Genomic DNA, 18,947 nt, shown 5'->3' on the forward strand with positions numbered 1-18,947 from the left:
GGTCACCCCACCCACTATTCCGGGGTGGGTGCCTGCGCAGGCGCTTTCGGCTTCACTGCGTCCAGACCAGCCTGCCGGCTGGTCACCGTCAGTTGCCGACGAGGACGATATGGCCGTACCCCTGCTCAACGAGCGCGATCTCGACTTCCTGCTCTATGAACTGCTCGACACCCAAGCCCTGACCCAGCGCCCGCGCTACGCCGAGCATGATCGCCAGGTGTTCGCCGGCGCCCTCGCCACTGCCCGTGCCATCGCCACCGAACGTTTCGCCCCGCACTACCAGAAAGCCGATGCACACGAGCCCACCTTCGACGGCGAGCACGTCCGGCTGATCGAGGAAACCCGCGACGCCTGGAACGCCTTCGCTGACGCCGGCTTCCTCGCCGCCCATCACGATGCCGAGGATGGCGGCCTGCAGTTGCCGGAAGTGGTACTGCGCGCCTGCATGGCGTATTTCAACGCGGCGAACGTGGCCACCACCGCCTACTCCTTCCTCACCATCGGCGCCGCCAACCTGGTGAAGAGCTTCGCCTGCCGGGAACTGCGCGAGCGCTTCCTGCCCGCCATGCTGGACGGCCGCTGCAGCGGCACCATGGCGCTCACCGAGCCCGGCCAGGGCTCGGCCCTCGGCGACCTGCGCACCAGCGCGCGCCCGGCCGCGGACGGCAGCTACCGGCTGTTCGGGCAGAAAATGTTCATCTCCGGCGGCGACCACGACCTGACCGGCAACATCGTGCACATGGTCCTGGCGCGCATCGAGGGCGCGCCGGCCGGTGTCCGCGGCATTTCCCTGTTCCTGGTGCCCAAGTGGCTGGACGGTCAGCGCAACGACGTCGCCCTGGCCGGCCTGCTGCACAAGATGGGACATCGCAACACCACCTCTACCGTGCTCAGCTTCGGCGAAGGCGATGGCGCGGTCGGCTACCTGGTGGGTGAAACCAACCAGGGCCTGAACTACATGTTCCAGATGATGAACGAGGCGCGCATCGGCGTGGCGCTGGCCGCTGCCAGCCTCGGCTACCAGAGTTTCAACCATGCGCTGGCCTATGCCCGCGAGCGGCCGCAGGGCCGCCTGCCCGGGAACAAGGACCCACTGCAACCGCAAGTGCGCATCATCGAGCACGCGGACGTACGGCGCATGCTGCTGCAGCAGAAGGTCTACGCCGAGGGCAGCCTGGCGCTGTGCCTGTTCGCCAGCAGCCTGGTGGAGGACTCGCACACCGCCCCCTCTCCAGAACAGCGGCGCGACGCAGCCGAGCTGCTCGACCTGCTCACGCCCATGGTCAAGTCCTGGCCCTCGCGCTATGCCACCCTGGCCTCGGACCTGGGCATCCAGGTGCTTGGTGGCGCCGGCTACACCCGCGAATACCCGCTGGAGCAGCTCTATCGCGACAACCGCCTGAACCCGATCCACGAGGGGACCGAAGGCATCCAGGCCATCGACCTGCTCGGCCGCAAGCTCGGCCCACGCGGCGGCGATGGCTATCGGCTTTTCCTCGAGCGAGTGCGCAGCGACCTGCGGCAAGCCTCCTCCGAAAACCCTTGCCGACCACTCACGACGCAACTTGAGGTTGCCCTGGGTCTGCTCGAGGAAGTCACCCATTCGCTGCAACGGCAGGTGGAAAAAGACGCCGAGGCCGGATTGAGCAACGCCAGTGCTTACCTCGACTTTTTCGGCCGCGTGCTGGTGGGCTGGCTGTGGTTGCGCATGGCGCTGATCGCCAACCGTGCGCTGCGTAATGGCGCCCAGGGCGATGACGCGCATTTCTACCAGGGCAAGCTGCAGGGCGCGCGCTACTTCATGGACTGGGAGCTGGCTCCTCTCGCCGGCACGGCACGCCTGCTGCTCGAAGGCAACAGCGCGAGCCTGGACATGCAAGACGCCTGGTTCTGACCGGCGCGTCTCTCGATCACCTCAAGCGGAGTCATCATGAACCCACTCGTCAGCTACCAAGTAGAAGCCGGCATCGCCCTTCTCTCGCTGTCCCGCCCTCCGGTCAATGCTCTCGGCCAACCGCTGCGCGCCGCGCTGCTTGCAGCACTGCAGCAGGCAGGCAGCGACGCTGCCGTGCACGCCATCATCCTGCAGGGTGCTGCCGGCCTGTTCAGTGCCGGCGCAGATATCAACGAGTTCGGCAGCGAGGCCTCCTTCGCGCCCCCTTCCCTGCCCGACGTGCTGCAGTGCGTGACCCAGCTGAAAAAGCCGATTATCGCAGCCATCTCCGGTACCGCCCTGGGCGGTGGCCTGGAACTGGCGCTGGCCTGCGGCTACCGCATCGCCAGCCGCGATGCCCGCCTTGGCCTGCCTGAAATCAACCTCGGCCTGCTCCCCGGCGCCGGCGGCACCCAGCGCCTGCCGCGCCTTATCGGTGTGGAAGCGGCACTGGACCTGATGATCTCCGGCCAGCCCATCGGCACCGCACGCTCGCTGCAGCTGGGACTGGTGGACCGCGTCGTCGCCGAGCCCGCGACACTGCTTGCGGCCTGTCGAAGCTTCGCCGCAGACCTGCTGGCGGAGCACTCGCCTGCGCAGCCAGCGCCGCGCTTCGCCAGACCGGGTGCCGACCTGACCACCGACTTCTTCCCGGCCTACCTGGCAAGCCATGAGGCCCGCTGGAAGGACCGCCTGGCGCCACGCCTGGTTCTGGCCGCCGTGGAAGCGGCATGCCTCCTGCCGCTTGATGACGGTCTCAAGCGCGAAGAGACCCTGTTCAAGCAGGCCGAAGCCTCCGCACAGTCCACCGCGCTGCGCCACGTGTTCTTCGCCGAACGCGAGGCCGCAAGGATTCCCGGCATCGAAGCGTCCATCCCGCTGCGCCCGGTAAGCACGGTCGCCGTCATCGGCGCCGGCACCATGGGCGGCGGCATCGCCATGAACTTCGTCAACGCCGGCATCCCGGTCATTCTCCTGGAACAGAAGGCCGAAGCGCTGGAACGCGGCCTGGCGAACATCCGCAAGAACTACGAGATCAGTGTGCAACGCGGCAAGCTGGACGCGACGCAACTGGAGCAGCGCATGCAGCTGCTGCGGGGCACGCTGGAATACGCCGACATCGCCGACGCCGACCTGGTGATCGAAGCGGTGTTCGAGAAGATGGAGATCAAGCAGCAGGTATTCCGCACCCTCGACGAGGTCTGCAAACCCGGCGCCATCCTTGCCAGCAACACCTCCAGCCTGGACGTCGACCAGATTGCCGGCGTGACCCGCCGTCCGCAGGACGTGGTCGGCACGCACTTCTTCAGCCCGGCCAACGTCATGCGCCTTCTGGAGGTGGTGCGTGGCAGCGCCACCGCGCCGGACGTACTCGCCACCGTGCTCAAGCTGGCTCGGCGTATCGGCAAGGTCGCCGTGGTCTCGCGCATCTGCTTCGGCTTCATTGGCAATCGCATGCTCGAACCCTACAACCGCGAGGCCCATCGCCTGGTGCTCGAAGGCGCGACGCCGGCCCGGGTCGACGGTGTGCTGACCGGCCTTGGCCTGAACATGGGCGTGCTGTCGATGACCGACCTCGCCGGCGTCGACGTGAACTTCCTGGTGCGCGACGCCAACCGCGCAGTGTTCGCCCATGACCCGAGCTACTACAAGCTGGGCGACGCGCTTTACGCGCTGGGTCGCTTCGGTCAGAAGACCGCGCGTGGGTTCTATCTCTATGAAGGACGCCAGCGCCAGGATGACCCGGAGGTCATTGCCATCGCCGAAAAACTCGCGGGCGAGCTGCACGTCCCGCGTCGCGCCATCGGCGAGCAGGAAATCCACGACCGTTGCCTGTTCATGCTGATCAACGAAGGCATCCAGTTGCTCGACGAAGGCATCGCCCTGCGCGCCGGCGACATCGACCTGGTATGGATCAACGGCTACGGCTTCCCGGCCTGGCTCGGCGGCCCGATGCACTACGCCGAACAGTTGGGCCTGAAACCTGTTCTCGAAGGCATCCGCCACTACCGCGACACCCTCGGCGATTACGGCCGGATGTGGTTCCAGCCCGCCCCACTGCTGGAGCGACTGGTCGCCGCCGGCAAGACCCGCATCGAAAAGCTCTGACCTTCGCGGCCGCCCATGGGGCGGCCTCAACCGACAAGGAACCGCAATGAACGACGCCGTCATTCTCTCCACCGCCCGCACGCCCATCGGCAAGGCGTTTCGTGGCGCCTTCAACGACACCACCTCGCCGAGCATGGCCTCCTTCGCCATCCGCGCCGCCGTGCAGCGCGCCGGGATCGAGGCGGCGGAACTCGAGGATCTGGTGATGGGCACCGGCATGCCCGCCGGCACCGCCGGCTGGAACCTCGGCCGCATGAGCGTGCTGGCCTCCGGCCTGCCGGTGTCGGTCAGCGGCCAGACCCTGGACCGGCAGTGCGCCTCCGGGCTGATGGCCATCGCCACTGCCGCCAAGCAGATCGTGGTGGATGGCATGCAGGTCACCCTTGGTGCCGGGCAGGAGCACATCAGCCTGGTGCAGAACCGCCATATGGACTGGGTCGGCGAGTTCCACGACGCCCAGGTGCTGGCCAACGTCCCCCACGCCTACATGCCGATGCTGCAGACCGCCGAACTGGTCGCCAAGCGCTACGGCATCAGCCGCGAGGCGCAGGATGCCTACGCCCTGCAATCGCAGCAGCGCACCGCGCGGGCGCAGCAGGCTGGTTTGTTCAACGCGGAGATAGTCCCGGTGTCAGTGCGCAAATCGGTCACCGACAAGCACACCGGACTGATAACCCACGAACAGGTCAGCCTCAGCCTGGACGAAGGCAACCGCCCACAGACCACCCTGGACGACCTGGCCCGCCTGAAGCCGGTGCTCGAAGACGGGTGCATCACCGCCGGCAATGCCAGCCAGCTGTCCGACGGCGCCAGCGCCTGCGTGCTGATGGATGCGCGCCTCGCCGAGCAGCGCAACCTGCAGCCACTGGGGCTTTACCGTGGCATCGCCGTTGCCGGCCTGGAGCCCGAGGAGATGGGAGTCGGCCCCGTGCTGGCGATCCCCAGGTTACTCAAGCGGCACGGCCTGACGGTGGACGACATCGGCCTCTGGGAAATCAACGAGGCCTTCGCCTGCCAGGTGCTCTACTGCCGCGACAAGCTGGGCATCGACAACGAGAAACTGAACGTCAATGGTGGCGCCATCGCCATCGGCCACCCTTACGGCATGAGCGGGGCGCGAATGGTCGGCCACGCGCTGCTGGAAGGTAAACGCCGGGGCGTACGCTATGTCGTGGTGAGCATGTGCGTCGGCGGCGGCATGGGTGCCGCCGGGCTGTTCGAAGTGCTCTGATGGAGTTGCCCGCAGCGGCGGCAGTGCCGCTGCGGGCAGTCAACCGCGATCCTGCTTGCGCGCCGCCAGGATCGCGTCATACCGGCTCGACACCTCGAGCTTCGAGAAAATGTTGCGCAGGTTCCACTTCACCGTCTGCAGGCTGAGATTGAGGGTCAGCGCGATGCGCTTGTTCGACATGGACTGCTCCAGCAATCCGAGGATCTCCCGCTCGCGCTTGGTCAGCAGCGAATCGACCCGGCTGACCGCCGCACTCTCCGTCGCCAGCTGCACCTGCGCCTCGGCAGACTCTCCCGACAGGCCGGCGAGATAACCGTCCAGCTCGGTATCACCGCTCGCCCCCAACCTCGCCAGCAGCCCGCGCAACGGCTCTCCTTCATCGATGAAGGTGCGCTGCAACCCCAGACGATATCCCATGGCCAATGCCGCGCGCAGGCACTCCCGTGACTCCTCCTCGCGCAGCGACTGGGCCAGCGCCAGGGCGCGCAGCAGTTCGGTCTGCACGCGCCACAGCCCTCGGCTGTAGTCGGCGGCCAGGTGGTCGGCCTCGTCCAGGACGCGCAAGGCCATCTCCGGCTGGCGGCGAGCCATGGCGACCCGCGCCGTGGACCATACGCCAAGCACGGCGACTTCCGCCTGGTGCGGCCCCGGCTGGCGCTGGTCGCGACGCAGGTCATCAAGATTGACCTGCAGCGTTTCGGCGAAACGCCAGTCACCACCTGCCAGCGCGATGCGAATCTGCTCCGCCAGCATGTGCGCGACACCGCGCTCGTAGCCAAGGGTGCGGAAGTCCTCTTCCTTCTGCTTGAAGTAGGCCAGCGCCTGCCGCGGCCCCTCCTGCAGCCATTGCAGACGACCGTGGCAGCGGGCCAGGTTGATCATGTACTGCGGCGCGGAAAGCCGCAGCACATCCAGGCGGTTGGCCAGCGCCTCGCGGGCGTCATCGAGACGACCCAACTCGTAGAACACCGGGGCGACCTGGGCCGCCAGACTGCAGGCGCTCACCGATCGGCGCCCGTGCACCATCTCCGCCTCGAGCAGCAGTCGGGCTCCAGTACGCTCGGCCTCCAGCATGTTGCCTTCGTAGAGCGACACCATGATCGAGGACGTCATGGCGATGAAGGCCATTTCGTCCTGGCTCTGGCGCACAGCCCGCGCCAGCGTCGAATGGCCAAAGCGCCGCGCCTCGGTATAGCGCCCCGCAGAGGCCAACCCGTTGACGTAGACGCTGTAGCGAACCTGCTCGAGGAACGCATTCTCCAGCGCGGTGCTGGCCAGCGGGGTGAGCAGGCTCAGGCTTTCTTCCGGGTCGTCTCGCTGCAGGGCCAGCGCCGCACGGATCAGGTCCAGTTGCACCGACCACCGCTGTCCGTATTCGGTCCGCCCAAGAGCGGTGACCCAGACTTGGGCCTTTTCGATACGCAGGGTCAGCACGCAGGCCCAGATGCCGAGCAGGAACAGGTCCGGGTGATTGAGCAGGGAATCCTGCGGCACGCGCTCCAGCCAGTGCATGAACTGGTTGAGCTGGGTGATGTTGTTCAGCGGAGGCGGCACGCGGCCCAGCAGTTCCACCACATAGTCGAAATCGCACGTCAACAGGGCATGACTCATCGCCTCGCTGACCAGTCCGGCAGCTTCGAACCACTCGGCGGCGCGACGGTGCAGCACGCGCTGGTCGATAGCGGTGCGGTCCAGGCGCAGGGTGAGGAACTCGACGAACATCGGGTGCAGACGGAACCAGTGATGCTCACCAGGAACATCCACCGGCAACAGGAACAGGTTGCGCGCCTCGATACCGCGCAGCATGTCCTCGGCATCGGCGGCTCCGGTCACGAACTCGGCAACTTCGACGTTGATGCGCCGCAGGATGGACAGCTTCTGCAGGAACTCCAGCATTCCCACTGGCAGGTCCGCCAGCACGTCCTCTACCAGATAGGCACCCAGTTCGGCGCTGCCCGATGTAGTGGGCAAACGTCGACGCGGATTGGCCTTCAGGGAAATCGACAGCAACTGCAGACCGATCGGCCAGCCGTTGGTCTGCTCGTGCAGCGCATGAGCGGCATCGACGTTGATGGTGGGGTCCAGGTTGGCGCGCAAAAAGGCATGTGACTCGCGGAAATCGAAGGTCAGCTCCGCGCAGTCGAGCTCGCACAGATCGCCCCGTGCGCGGCACCGGCCCAGTTGCAGTTCCGCCGCCTGGCGGGTGGACAGCACCAAGTGCAGGTTGTGCGGCGCGCTGTCCAGCAACGCCTGGATAAGTCGGGCGATGCGCGCGTCAGTGGCCAGATGAAAGTCATCGACAATCAGGTACAGCTCGTCGCCGATGCGCGCCAGCTGGTTGATCAGCAGGGCCGGAATCAGCTGCGCGCCTTCGTCCAGCACGCTGGCCGGAGAGACCTCGGTATCATCGAGCACCCCGGCCTGACGCAGCGATCCGACCAGGTTGGCGTGGAAAGCCTCGAGGCTGTTGTCGTCGGCTGACAGGGTCAGCCACACCACGGCGGCGCCCTCCTTCAGCAGAGCCTGGCGCCACTGCGCGAGCAGAGTGGTCTTGCCGAATCCCGCACCGCCGGTGACCAGGAACAGCCGGCTGTGACCGGCTTCCTGCAAGCGTTCAAGCAGATGCTCGCGAGGAATGCAGTGACTGCTGATGCGCGGTGGCGCGAACTTGGTGCTGAGCATGGTGGGAGGGTCGCCGTCATCTGCTGGATGGGAAGTCCGGGGCCTGCGGCCGTGCCAGGCATCGTGAGCAATGGCGGGCAGGCTGTCCATACGACGGCGCGCACACCCCGACCAACCGCTGGCGGATCGGGCCACCCGTCGATTCAACCATCCCGACCGATCGCCCACCCCACTCCATTCGAGCGGGGTGGGCTGAAGCGACATGCCGCGCATCATCGACGCTTGCCAGCCGGGAAGGGAGTGGGCCGCGCGTCCGTCCCGTTCCACAGGAGGGGGGCGCACCAGCCGGTCGGTTACCTAGCATGGCGGCTGTTCTCGACACCACAAGGAGTCCTGTCGTGCCCCACCGTACCCCCCTGCCCCGCCCGACTGGCGACGGCCTGCCAATCATCTGGCGCGCGGACCAGCCGGACCGTGACGCCAGCGCCTTCCTGCGCATGCTGAATCTGGCCACCCGGATCAAACCCTTCGATGCCTATTCCCTGGAAGACATCCGCGAGCTCTGGCGCCTGACCGCCCTGGCCCTGAGCCATCGGCCGGAGCTGCCCAGCGTTCACCAGCACCATTTCGAAGGCCCCGGCGGCCAGCTCCTGGTGCGGGTCTACAAACCCCGCGAAGACGATATTCCGCGCCCGGCCTTCCTCTGGGTGCACGGCGGCGGCTTCATGGTCGGCGGCCTCGACACGGCGGACTCGATCTGCCGCAACATCGCCCTGGAGGCGGATTGCATCACTGTCGCGCTCAGCTACCGGCTGGCCCCGGAACATGGTCTGGACGCCAGCCGCGAGGATTGCCTGGCCGGCCTGGACTGGGTCATCGAACATGCCGAGGAACTGGGCATCGATGCGTCCCGCCTGGCCATTGGCGGCGAATCGGCCGGCGGCAACCTCGCGGCTGTGATGGCCCAGGAAGCCCGGCGACGGGAGCTTGAGCTGGCACTGCAGGTGCTGGTCTATCCCGCTACCGAACTGGAAGAATCCTTCCCGTCCCTGCGCGAGAACGTCGACGGCTACATGATCACCGCCGACATGCTCGGCCACATCCAGCGCACCGTCGCCGGCGCCGTCAGCCATCTGGATCTGGGTTCTCCCTGGCTATCGCCTCGGCGCGAAAGGAACCTGAGTGGCTTGACGCCCGCCGTCGTGGTCAGCGCCGGCTTCGATCCGATCCGTGACGACGGCCTGGACTACACCTCGCGGCTGCGCAAGGCCAAGGTGCCGGTGCAACTGCTGCACTACCCCGGACAGTTCCATGGCTTCCTCAACTTCGATGCCATCAACGGTGGCGCCGCCGACGCCCTGCGGCGCATCGCTTCGGCCCTGGTCCAGGCCTTCGCTGGCGAGCACCCCGACATCACCCTGGAGATGGCCGACCCGACGTCCGATCGCAGCCTGTTCGGCGAAGGCCGCTCCACGACCCTGAGCCTGTGGAACGCCACCGACGGCTGGCGCGATGCGCTGCTGACCCGCGCCAACCCACGCCTGGCCCGCGTCACCCGCTGGGCCTTGCGTCCCTACACGATCGCCAGCCGCCCGTTGCGCCACGTTCTGCAGGACGAGGCGGCGCACCTGGCCGTACAAACCTACCCCGCCGAGAGCTGAACACAGGAGCACCCTGTATGACCGCTTCACGCTTACCCGACCCATTGCAGTTATGCCGAGAGGCGTTGAACAAGCTCGAATCCGGCATCAACGGTCTCGCCGCCCGCAAGATGGAAACGCCGGAGTTCGCCCAGCGGGTGTCCTCCTGCACCCGCGTCTCGTCTGGTGCGCGCTACCTGGCGGAGCGTTCCGTCGCCCGCCTGCTGGAACGCCTGGATCTGCCCAGCCGCCAGGAGGTACAGAACCTGGCCGACGCCGTGCGTCGGATCGAGGACAAGCTCGACCAGTTGCTCCCGGACCTCGCGCCCCAGGCGCTGGCTCCACGCCCGCCGCGCAGCCGCAGGCCGCTGCAGATGGAGCCCGGCGAAGCCCTGGCAAAAGCTCGGCAACGGGCCAAGCGCCCCACCGCCAAACCACGGAAGGAGCCCTGAGCCATGCCCTTCCAGCAGACCGTCAAGGAACGCCTGATCACCGAAGCCCGGCGGATGCTGCAACGCCGCCGCAACGCCCTGGACTACCTGAGCTCCCCCGGCCCGGCCGTGGGGGAAACGCCCAAGCGTCTGCTGCACCGTCGCGGCACCCTCAGCCTGTACCACTACCAGCCCACCGCGGACGAGGTGTACCGCGTGCCGATCCTGCTGGTGATGGCCACGACCAACCGCGCCTACCTGTTCGACCTGACCAAGGGCCAGAGCCTCATCGAGTTTCTCCTGCACCGCGGTTACGACGTCTACGTCATCGACTGGAACCCGCCGACCCTGGCCGAGCAGCACCTGAAGATCGAGAACTACGTACTCGACTTCCTGCCGGACTGCATGCGCCGCGTGCAGCAGGATGCCGGGGTGCAGGACGTCACCCTGATCGGCTACTGCATGGCGGGCATCCTCGCGTGCATCTACGCGGCGCTGCATCCGAGCGGGCCACTGAAGAACCTGGTGTGCTTCACCACGCCCATCGACTGGTCCCGCATCGGCTGGGCCAAGGCCCTGGCCGACCCGGACAGCTTCGACATCGACGAACTGGTCGAACGTCTGCCAATCATCCCGGCCAAGATGATCCAGGACGCCTTCGACCTCCTCCGCCCGGCCGGACGCATGGCTGGCCGGCTGCGCCTGTGGGACAACCTCTGGAACGAAGACTACGTCAAGGGCTATCGCATGATGACCGGCTGGGGAGCCGACGCGCTGCCCCTGGCAGGTCACTACTACCGACAGATCACCCAGGAACTGGTGTGGAAGAACGGCCTGGTGGAGGGCACCCTGCGTATTGGCGGACGACCGGTACGGTTGGGGGCGATCAGGGTTCCGCTGCTGCACGTCCTGGCCGAGCACGACACCCTGGTACCACCGGCCAGCGCAGAGCCACTGATGCGCATGGTCAGCTCCACGGACAAGGAGGAAATGATCATTCCCGGCGGGCACGTCAGCCTGGTCGCCGGGCCGTCGGCCATCAAGCGCATGTGGCCATCACTGGACCTCTGGTTGGGAAAACGCTCCATATGAAAAAGTCCGCTTCGCGTCACTATCCCCGTCGCCTCGAGCTCAACGGCACAGCGGTCGAGTTCCGCCTGATGACCGCCGAAGACGGCCCCGCGCTCAACCAGTTCATGGCGGAACTTCCGGTCCATGACCTGCTGTTCGTGCGCCGCAACATCAGCCATCCCAAGGTCATCAAGGCCTGGCTGGAGGCGCTGGGCAAGTCCGTCAGCAGCCTGGTGGCCTACGCCAATGGCCAACTGGTTGGCTGCACCGCCGTGGTCGTCGACAGCTGCTCCTGGTCGCCCCATGTCGGCGATCTACGCATCCTTGTAGCCCCAGCGTGGCGGGGGCGCGGTCTTGGCCGGGTGCTGATCAAGGAATGCGTCAACCTGGCGCTCAGCCAGGGGCTGGAGAAGCTGACGGTGCAGATGACCGTCGACCAGAGCGCCGCCATTACCACCTTCGAAGGGCTGGGCTTCCAGCCCGAGTCGGTGCTGCGCAACCACGTCAAGGATCACGATGGCCGTACCTACGACCTCGCCCTGCTGAGCCTGGAGGTGAAAGAGCTCGCCGCCCGCGCCAGTGGCAAGGGCATGGCCACCGCCATCAGCGACTGACGCAAAAGTGAAGGGGCAGCCTGGCTGCCCCTTTTCTTCTGTGTTTCACCCAGCCGGGTCAGGCGATATTGCGCGAATGCTTTTCCCAGAAGGGTTTGCGCAATTCGTTCTTCAACACCTTGCCGACGCTGGACAACGGCAGGCCACTGCGGAACTCAACGCTGCGCGGGCACTTGTAACCCGCGATCCGCTTCCGGCAGTGCTCGATGACGTGCTCGGTCAACACCTCTGCACCGGGCTTGAGGATGACGATGGCGTGCACGCTTTCGCCCCACTTGTCCGAGGGAATGCCGATGACGGCGCACTGGGCAACGCCGGGGTGGCTGGCGATGGCATTCTCGACCTCCGCGGAATAAACGTTCTCGCCACCGCTGACGATCATGTCCTTGAGGCGGTCGACGATGTAGACGAAGCCTTCGCCATCCATGTAACCGCCATCGCCGGTGTGCATCCAGCCGTTGCGCAGCGCTTCGGCAGTCGCCTCCGGCTTCTTCCAGTAACCCAGCATCACCTGCGGGCCGCGGACGATGATCTCGCCGACCCTTCCTTTGGGCACCTCATTACCCTCGTCATCGATGATGCGTACCTCAGCACACGCCACCGGCCGCCCGGCGGAATACATCTTGCCGCTGGCCTGATGCTCGGTGCAGTGGTACTCGGCATCGAGCATGGTGCCGCCGGTGGTCAGCTCGGTCATGCCGTAGCCCTGGTAGAACCCCGCCTTCGGGAACGCCGGGCAGGCACGGTCGAGCAACGCCGGGGAGATTGGCGAAGCCCCGTAGATCACATGGCGAATCTGCTCCAGCGGGACCTGTGCCAGCTCGGGGTTGGCATCACGGGCATCGAGCATCATCTGGATCATGGTCGGCGCGAGCATCACATCGGTGACGCCCTCCTCGAGGATCGTGCGCACCGCCGCCTCACCACTGAAGGCCGGCAAAGGGGCGTGGACGCCGCCGGTGACCATCAGCCCGTACATCGCGGAGAAGTCGGCCAGGTGGAACATCGGCATGGCATGCAGGAACACCGTATCCTGGCGGTAGAAGTCCTTTGACATGGCGGCGTAGCTGGCGAAAGCCAGGTTGTTGTGGCTGATCATCACGCCCTTGGGGAAACCGGTGGTACCGCCGGTGTAGAAGATCCCGAGCAATGCATCACCACCTCGGCGAACGTCTTCCACCGGGGCCGCGCTTGCCAGCAGCCCCTCGTAGGACAACATGCCGGGCGGGGTTTCGCCGTCGCCGGCATAGATCACCGCACGGACGCTGCCGGCGCGCTCGGCGACCGTCCGGCCGACCTCTACGAAGGCGTCGTCGACGATCAGCAGGGTCGATTCGGAGTCGTCCAGCGAGTAGAGGATTTCCGCGGGACTCCAGCGGGTATTCACCGGGTTCAGGACACCGCCGCCCCACGGCACGCCGAACACGTACTCGATGTAACGCTGCGAGTTGCGAGACAGCATCGCGACGCAATCGCCGCTGCCCATGCCGAGTTTGCGCAGCGCCCCGGCCAGGCGAGCAATGCGCTCGTGCAATTCGAGGAAGGTGACGCTGCGGCCCTGGTAGCGGACGGCAGTCGCGTCTGGGCGCTGCTGCAGGTGACGATGCAAGCCCTGGGTGATGTACATGTCGTTCTCCTGTCTTGTTCTTGTAGGGAGCGCGTGTCGCAGGATGGCACTGGCTGCCCTTCCTTGCGCGCCAGTGGCGTGCGCTCCGTCGGATAGGCAAGGAAGCGAGACCGGGTACTGGCTTTCACCCTTCCCGCCCTTGAAATGCACTGAACGGTGGCGTCATGCAGACGCCACCGTTCTTTCGTCGCCAGGCCCGCGCCTTACAGCGAACGGCCGACCAGCTCGCGCTGAATTTCGTTGGCACCTCCGTAGATGCGCGCCACCCGCGAATCCGAGAACATCCGCGCAATCGGGTATTCGTTCATGTAGCCGAAACCGCCGAAGAACTGCAGGCAGCGGTCCACCACCTCGCACTGGCGATCGGTCAGCCAGAACTTGCCCATCGAGGCCATGGTGGTATCCAGGGTGCCGTCCACCCAGCGCTGTACGATCAGGTCGCAGAAGGTCCGTGAGGCCATGACGATGGCCTTGATCTCGGCCAGCTGGAAGCGGGTGTTCTGGAACTCCAGGATCGACTTGCCGAAGGCCTTGCGCTCGCGGGTGTAGTCGACGGTCAGGGTAAAGGCGCGCTCCATGGCCGCCGCCGCCGCGATAGCGATCTCTGCACGCTCATAGGGCAGTTGCTGCATCAGCTGATAGAAACCCTTGCCCTCGACGCCACCCAGCAGGCAGCTGGCCGGCACTTCGCATTCGTCGAAGAACATCTCCGAGGTGTCCTGTCCCGGCAGGCCGACCTTGTCCAGGCACTGGCCACGGATGAAGCCCGGCGTCCGGGTGTCGACGATGAACAGCGAAATGCCCTTGGAGCCCTTGGCCTCGGTGTCGGTCTTGGCGATCACCACCACCATATCGCTGTTCTGGCCGTTGCTGATGAAGGTCTTCGAGCCGCTGATGACGTACTTGTCGCCCTTCTTCACCGCGCGGGTACGTACGCCCTGCAGGTCGGAACCGGTGCCCGGCTCGGTCATGGCGATGGAGGTGATGATCTCCCCGGAAGCGATGCCCGGCAGCCACTGGCGCTTCTGCTCCTCGGTGCCGCTGGCGAGGATGTAGTGCCCGACGATGTGGTTGATGCCCAGGGCGATGCTCACCGAACCGGCGTAGTTCAGCTCCTCCATGACCACCGCGTAGTAGGCCGGCGAGCCGTCGACGCCGCCATACTCGGACGGCATGTCCGGCAGGATCATGCCCATCTCGCCACAGGCCCTCCAGGCTTCGCGGTCGGAGCGATGCTGTTCGCGCCACTTGTCTTCGTGGGGCAGCAGTTGCTCGCGGATGAAACGACGGACGCTGTCGCGGAAGGCATCCAGGTCGGCGTCCATCCAGGGGGAACGGTAGTTTTCCAGTCTCATCTCGATACCCTCCGTCAGACCGTGCCGAGGCCGCCGCCGCAGACCAGCACCTGGCCCGAGACGTAGTTGGCTTCGGGCAGGCAGAACAGGTACACCGCGCCTGCCGCTTCATCCGGAGTACCCGGCCGACCCAGCGGACACATCTGCTTGCCCGCTTCGATCGCCGCGGCCTGGATGCCGACCTTGATCTCGCGGCCCTCGATGGTGACCGTCTTGCTGTTCTCGCCGGCCAGCGCCTGGGTCATGCGGGTTTCGATGTGGCCGAAGGCAACCGCATTGACGTTGACGTTGTAGCGCCCCCACTCCCGGGACAGGGTCTTGGTCATGCCCAGGATGCCGGCCTTGGCCGTGGAATAGTTGGCCTGGCCGGCGCTGCCGGCGGCGGCAACGGAGGAGATGTTGACCACCTTGCGGTAGACAGCCTTGCCTTCGGCGATTTCCTTCTTGGCCATGGCGCTGATGTGCGGCTGGGCCGCGCGCAGGATGCGGAACGGCGCGGTCAGGTGGCAGTCGATGATGGCGTACCACTGCTCGTCGGTCATTTTCTGGATCACGTTGTCCCAGGTGTAACCGGCGTTGTTGACGATGATATCGATGCCGCCGAAGCTCTCCAGGGCGGTCTTGACGAAGCGATCGGCGAAGTCCACCGCGGTGACGCTGCCGATGCAGGCCACGGCGTCGCCACCGGCGGCGCGGATTTCCGCCACCACCTCTTCGGCCGGCCCTGCATCCAGATCGTTGATCACCACCCGCGCGCCTTCGGAGGCCAGTTTCAGCGCCACGCTGCGGCCGATGCCACGACCGGAGCCGGTCACCAGCGCCACTTTTCCTTCAAGCTTGTGCATGTCGTTCTATTCCTGCAGTGAAATGGGTCGGATGGGAACTCAGGCCAGCGCCACGACGGCTTCGCCGATGACCTTGGGCTCGCCGTACTGGTTGGCGCACTGGATCTCCAGGCGCACGCGCTTCTCGCCGTGCTGCTCGAACTTTTCCGCCACCCGCCCGCTGAGGTGCGGGATGTGGCCCAGCTGGGTGATGCCGACAAAGCGCACCGCCAGCCGGCGCAGTTGCGGCTGCGGCACCCAGTGGGTGAGCAGGCGGCCGAGGTAGGCGACCGACAGCATGCCGTGGGCGAACACGTCGGGCTGGCGAGCCTTGCGGGCGAAGTCGATGTCGATGTGGATCTGGTTGTGATCGCCCGAGGCGCCGGCGTAGAGCGCCAGCATGGTGCGGTTGATCGGGCGCAGCTTGAGCAACGGTAGCGTGTCGCCGACCTGCACGTCGCTGTAGAGAGGAATGTTCATGGGCGGCTACCTCATCGCTGCACGAGGGAGGAACGGATGTCGGCCACGTGATCGCCATCCTGGTTGGTGACACGGGTTTCCTGGACCACGAACTGCAGCGCCCCGCCCTTCTTCTCGTAGACATCGACGATGCGCGTATCGAAGGTCAGCACATCGCCGGCGAAGGCCATGCGGTGGTAGTCGAACTCCTGCTCGGCATGCAGGATGCGGCCGAGGTCGAAGCCCAGGATGTCTTCGACGATGGACTGGGCGTTGCGGCCTTCGCTTTCCAGGCACATGAGGAACGATGGCGGCACCGGGATAGTCGGGTAGCCGGCGGCTCGTGCGGCCTCGTCATCGAAATAGACCGGATCGGTCTCACCGATCGCCTTGGCAAAGAAGCGCAGGCGGCCTTTCTCCACCTCGCTGGAGGTCACCCCGGTGGAGCGACCGATCAGGGATTTGTCTGCCATGTCCGCCTCCTCAGCCACGCCCGTACAGGGTGACGACGCCAGCGCCGCCCAGGCCGAGGTTGTGCTGCAACGCATGCTGCAGGCCCTGCACCTGGCGCTTGTCGGCGGTGCCGCGCAGCTGATGGGTCAGCTCGTAGCACTGTGCGAGGCCGGTGGCGCCCAGCGGATGGCCCTTGGACAGGAGACCGCCGGACGGGTTGATCACCACCTGGCCGCCGTAGGTGTTATCGCCGTCCATGACGAACTTCTCGCCCTCACCCACCTTGCAGAATCCGAGGCCCTCGTAGGTCAGCAGCTCGTTGTGGGCGAAGCAGTCGTGGAGTTCGCAGACACGGATGTCTTCCGGCCCCACACCGGCCTTCTCGTAAACCTCGTAGGCGGCGTCATGGGTCATGCCGACACCGACGATGTTGATCATCGACGGCGGATCGAAGGCTTCGGGTTTGTCGGTGGCCATCGCCTGGGCCAGGATGGTCACGTCGGTGCGCAACCCGTGCTTGCGCGCGAAACGCTCGGAGACCAGGATCGCCGCGGCGCCGCCACAGGTCGGCGGGCAGGCCATCAGGCGCGTCATCACGCCTTCCCAGACCACCTGGTCGGCCATCACGTCTTCGGTGGTGACCACCTTGCGGAACACCGACATCGGATTGTTCGCGGCATGCCGGCTGGCCTTGGCACGGATAGCCGCGAAGGTTTCCATGCGGGTGCCGTACTTCTCCATGTGCTCCTTCCCGGCGCCACCGAAGAACATCAGCGCGCCCGGCATGCCGACCCCCTCGGGGAATACCCTGGCGGCGGCCTCGAAGCCCTTGCCGGTGGTGATCGGGCGATCGGTCCAGTGGTTCTTCAGCGCGCCGGGTTGCATCTGTTCGAAACCGAATGCCAGGGCGCAATCGACCATGCCACTCTCCACCGCCTGGCGAGCCAGGTAGAGCGCGGTGGAGCCACTGGAGCAGTTGTTGTTGACGTTGATGACGGGGATACCTGTCATGCCGACCTCGTACAGAGCCGACTGGCCGCAGGTGGAATCGCCGTAGACGTAACCGGCGTAGGCCTGTTGCACCTGGTCCAGGCTCAAGCCGGCATCCTTCAGCGCGAGACGCACGGCTTCGGCGCCCATCTCGATGTAGGAGCCGCTGGCGCCGGGTTTGGCGAAGGGGATCATGCCCACCCCGGCTACATAGGTTTTCTGCGACATCGCGCTCTCCAGTGATCTATGTGTGAAGGGCACGCCACAAGCGGCGCACCTTGCAGCCATGGTCTTGCAAGCCGGCCGGGCTGTATCCCGCCCAGGAAGAGTGGGAAACCCACCCCTTCCCCGCCCCTCAGGCGATAGCGCCGGCCGCGCGCAACGTGGCGATGGCCGTGTCATCCAGGCCCAGTTCGCGAAGCACCTCGAGCGTCTGTCCACCGTTGCGGCCACGGGCGCCCGCCGTGGCGGGCGTACGGCTGAAACGCGGCGCTGGGCCCGGATAGACACCCTGCTCGTCGTGTATGAAAGTGCCACGGGCCCGCAGATGGGGATGGTTCGGCGCCTCGGCAAAATCCAGCACCGGGGCGAAGCACACATCCGTGCCTTCGAGCAGTTGGCTCCACTGCTCGCGGGTGCGGGTGCGGAAGATCGTTTCCAGCTTGCTGCGCAGGCTTGGCCAGCGCGAGCGATCCCATTGCTGCTCGAACTCCGGATCGTCGATCTCGCAGAGCTCCAGCAACTGTCGGTAGAACTGCGACTCGATGGAGGCGATGGAGATCAGGCGACCGTCGGCACAGGTGTAGCAACCATAGAAAGGCGCACCGCCATCGAAGATATTGCTGCCACGCTCGCGCCATTCGCCCTGGCGGCGGAACTCGTAGTACATGGTCGACATCAGCGCCACGCCATCCGTGATTGCCGCATCGACTACCTGCCCCTTGCCGGAGCGCTGCGCTTCGAAGAGCGCGGCCAGTACCCCAGCCACAAGGAACAATGCGCCGCCCCCCATGTCACCCACCAGGTGCAGCGGCGGCGTCGGCTCGCGGTCCGCGTGCCCCATGGCGTGCAGGGCGCCGGTCAGGGCGATGTAGTTGAGGTCATGGCCGGCCACCGGGGCGAGGCTGCCGCTCTGCCCCCAGCCAGTCATGCGCCCGTAGACCAGGCGCGGATTGCGCTGCAGGCAGACTTCCGGGCCCAGCCCCAGGCGCTCCATCACGCCGGGGCGGAACCCCTCGACCAGCACATCGGCGCCATCGATCAGCGCCAGCAGCACTTCGGTTGCCCCGGGCTTGCGCGGGTCAATGGCGAGGCTGCGACGGCCCCTGCCGATCACGCTGTCGTCGCCATTGAGAAAGCCCGAAGTCAGGCGATCCACCCGGATGACCTGTGCCCCCATGTCCGCCAGCATCATCGTGGCGAACGGCGCCGGGCCGATCGCATTCATCTCCACTACCCTGACGCCCGCCAAAGGCCCGGCCATGCCATGTCCTCTTTTGTTGTTCTGATATCGCCGCAAAGGCGAACAACGGCGCATGCCGCTGCGAAGAGGAACACTAAATGGCGGCAGGGCAGGAGCAATCGCTCG

The 18,947-nt window shown here is 66.1% G+C and carries 15 protein-coding genes; 7 read left to right on the forward strand and 8 right to left on the reverse strand.

Going from position 1 to position 18,947, the window contains the following annotated elements; translation table 11 throughout:
• Positions 1-109: 109 nt before the first annotated feature.
• From IB255_RS19805 to IB255_RS19815, 3 genes are read left to right on the forward strand one after another with little or no spacing between them, the layout of a single operon-like run.
• Positions 110-1,894 carry an acyl-CoA dehydrogenase gene (locus IB255_RS19805; RefSeq protein WP_192210733.1) on the forward strand — a complete coding sequence of 595 codons (1,785 nt, stop codon included), beginning with the start codon at positions 110-112 and terminating at the stop codon, positions 1,892-1,894.
• Between the two features lie 36 nt (positions 1,895-1,930).
• On the forward strand, positions 1,931-4,042 hold the full coding sequence (locus IB255_RS19810; RefSeq protein ID WP_192210734.1) for a 3-hydroxyacyl-CoA dehydrogenase NAD-binding domain-containing protein: 2,112 nt from the start codon (positions 1,931-1,933) through the stop codon (positions 4,040-4,042).
• Positions 4,043-4,088: 46 nt separating this feature from the next.
• Positions 4,089-5,273, forward strand: a complete 1,185-nt coding sequence (locus IB255_RS19815) for an acetyl-CoA C-acyltransferase (RefSeq protein WP_192210735.1) — start codon at positions 4,089-4,091, stop codon at positions 5,271-5,273.
• Positions 5,274-5,312: 39 nt separating this feature from the next.
• Here IB255_RS19815 and IB255_RS19820 read toward each other — a convergent pair whose 3' ends face one another.
• Positions 5,313-7,955, reverse strand: coding sequence for a LuxR C-terminal-related transcriptional regulator (locus IB255_RS19820; protein ID WP_192210736.1), 2,643 nt, complete (start codon positions 7,953-7,955; stop codon positions 5,313-5,315).
• Between the two features lie 338 nt (positions 7,956-8,293).
• On the opposite strand from IB255_RS19820, the gene IB255_RS19825 reads away from it, so the two are divergent.
• The 4 genes from IB255_RS19825 to IB255_RS19840 are packed head-to-tail and all read left to right on the forward strand — an operon-like array spanning position 8,294 to position 11,651.
• Positions 8,294-9,556 carry an alpha/beta hydrolase gene (locus IB255_RS19825; protein ID WP_168190509.1) on the forward strand — a complete coding sequence of 421 codons (1,263 nt, stop codon included), beginning with the start codon at positions 8,294-8,296 and terminating at the stop codon, positions 9,554-9,556.
• Positions 9,557-9,573: 17 nt separating this feature from the next.
• Positions 9,574-9,987, forward strand: a complete 414-nt coding sequence (locus IB255_RS19830) for a hypothetical protein (RefSeq protein WP_192210737.1) — start codon at positions 9,574-9,576, stop codon at positions 9,985-9,987.
• Between the two features lie 3 nt (positions 9,988-9,990).
• A complete protein-coding gene (locus tag IB255_RS19835; RefSeq protein ID WP_225594931.1) occupies positions 9,991-11,058 on the forward strand; it encodes an alpha/beta fold hydrolase in 1,068 nt (355 codons plus the stop codon).
• Entirely contained in the window at positions 11,055-11,651 is a 597-nt protein-coding gene (locus tag IB255_RS19840; protein ID WP_192210738.1) for a GNAT family N-acetyltransferase, read from the forward strand. Before IB255_RS19835 ends, IB255_RS19840 begins: the two co-directional genes overlap by 4 nt.
• A gap of 58 nt (positions 11,652-11,709) precedes the next feature.
• Here IB255_RS19840 and IB255_RS19845 read toward each other — a convergent pair whose 3' ends face one another.
• From IB255_RS19845 to IB255_RS19875, 7 genes are all read right to left on the reverse strand, one after another.
• Positions 11,710-13,320: an acyl-CoA synthetase gene (locus IB255_RS19845; RefSeq protein ID WP_263866026.1), complete on the reverse strand. Its 1,611-nt coding sequence runs from the start codon at positions 13,318-13,320 to the stop codon at positions 11,710-11,712.
• Between the two features lie 161 nt (positions 13,321-13,481).
• Positions 13,482-14,633 carry an acyl-CoA dehydrogenase family protein gene (locus IB255_RS19850; RefSeq protein ID WP_192210740.1) on the reverse strand — a complete coding sequence of 384 codons (1,152 nt, stop codon included), beginning with the start codon at positions 14,631-14,633 and terminating at the stop codon, positions 13,482-13,484.
• 14 nt (positions 14,634-14,647) lie between these two features.
• Positions 14,648-15,478, reverse strand: coding sequence for an SDR family NAD(P)-dependent oxidoreductase (locus IB255_RS19855; RefSeq protein WP_192210741.1), 831 nt, complete (start codon positions 15,476-15,478; stop codon positions 14,648-14,650).
• Between the two features lie 39 nt (positions 15,479-15,517).
• Positions 15,518-15,937 carry a MaoC family dehydratase gene (locus IB255_RS19860; protein ID WP_081518237.1) on the reverse strand — a complete coding sequence of 140 codons (420 nt, stop codon included), beginning with the start codon at positions 15,935-15,937 and terminating at the stop codon, positions 15,518-15,520.
• Positions 15,938-15,948: 11 nt separating this feature from the next.
• Positions 15,949-16,389: a MaoC family dehydratase N-terminal domain-containing protein gene (locus tag IB255_RS19865; protein WP_192210742.1), complete on the reverse strand. Its 441-nt coding sequence runs from the start codon at positions 16,387-16,389 to the stop codon at positions 15,949-15,951.
• 10 nt (positions 16,390-16,399) lie between these two features.
• The gene (locus tag IB255_RS19870; RefSeq protein ID WP_081518239.1) at positions 16,400-17,587 is read right to left on the reverse strand and encodes a lipid-transfer protein; all 1,188 of its coding nucleotides are present in this window, start codon (positions 17,585-17,587) and stop codon (positions 16,400-16,402) included.
• 127 nt (positions 17,588-17,714) lie between these two features.
• A complete protein-coding gene (locus tag IB255_RS19875) occupies positions 17,715-18,842 on the reverse strand; it encodes a CaiB/BaiF CoA transferase family protein (RefSeq protein ID WP_192210743.1) in 1,128 nt (375 codons plus the stop codon).
• Between the last annotated feature and the right edge of the window lie 105 nt (positions 18,843-18,947).

This window comes from Pseudomonas sp. PDM22, from assembly GCF_014851965.1.
Taxonomy (GTDB): domain Bacteria; phylum Pseudomonadota; class Gammaproteobacteria; order Pseudomonadales; family Pseudomonadaceae; genus Pseudomonas.

Bases quoted from the DNA above. Each gene is read 5' to 3' on its own strand.
- IB255_RS19805 (WP_192210733.1), top strand. From the start codon at position 110: ATGGCCGTACCCCTGCTCAACGAGCGCGATCTCGACTTCCTGCTCTAT.
- IB255_RS19810 (WP_192210734.1), top strand. From the start codon at position 1,931: ATGAACCCACTCGTCAGCTACCAAGTAGAAGCCGGCATCGCCCTTCTC.
- IB255_RS19815 (WP_192210735.1), top strand. From the start codon at position 4,089: ATGAACGACGCCGTCATTCTCTCCACCGCCCGCACGCCCATCGGCAAG.
- IB255_RS19820 (WP_192210736.1), bottom strand. From the start codon at position 7,955: ATGCTCAGCACCAAGTTCGCGCCACCGCGCATCAGCAGTCACTGCATT.
- IB255_RS19830 (WP_192210737.1), top strand. From the start codon at position 9,574: ATGACCGCTTCACGCTTACCCGACCCATTGCAGTTATGCCGAGAGGCG.
- IB255_RS19835 (WP_225594931.1), top strand. From the start codon at position 9,991: ATGCCCTTCCAGCAGACCGTCAAGGAACGCCTGATCACCGAAGCCCGG.
- IB255_RS19840 (WP_192210738.1), top strand. From the start codon at position 11,055: ATGAAAAAGTCCGCTTCGCGTCACTATCCCCGTCGCCTCGAGCTCAAC.
- IB255_RS19850 (WP_192210740.1), bottom strand. From the start codon at position 14,633: ATGAGACTGGAAAACTACCGTTCCCCCTGGATGGACGCCGACCTGGAT.
- IB255_RS19855 (WP_192210741.1), bottom strand. From the start codon at position 15,478: ATGCACAAGCTTGAAGGAAAAGTGGCGCTGGTGACCGGCTCCGGTCGT.
- IB255_RS19860 (WP_081518237.1), bottom strand. From the start codon at position 15,937: ATGAACATTCCTCTCTACAGCGACGTGCAGGTCGGCGACACGCTACCG.
- IB255_RS19865 (WP_192210742.1), bottom strand. From the start codon at position 16,389: ATGGCAGACAAATCCCTGATCGGTCGCTCCACCGGGGTGACCTCCAGC.
- IB255_RS19870 (WP_081518239.1), bottom strand. From the start codon at position 17,587: ATGTCGCAGAAAACCTATGTAGCCGGGGTGGGCATGATCCCCTTCGCC.
- IB255_RS19875 (WP_192210743.1), bottom strand. From the start codon at position 18,842: ATGGCCGGGCCTTTGGCGGGCGTCAGGGTAGTGGAGATGAATGCGATC.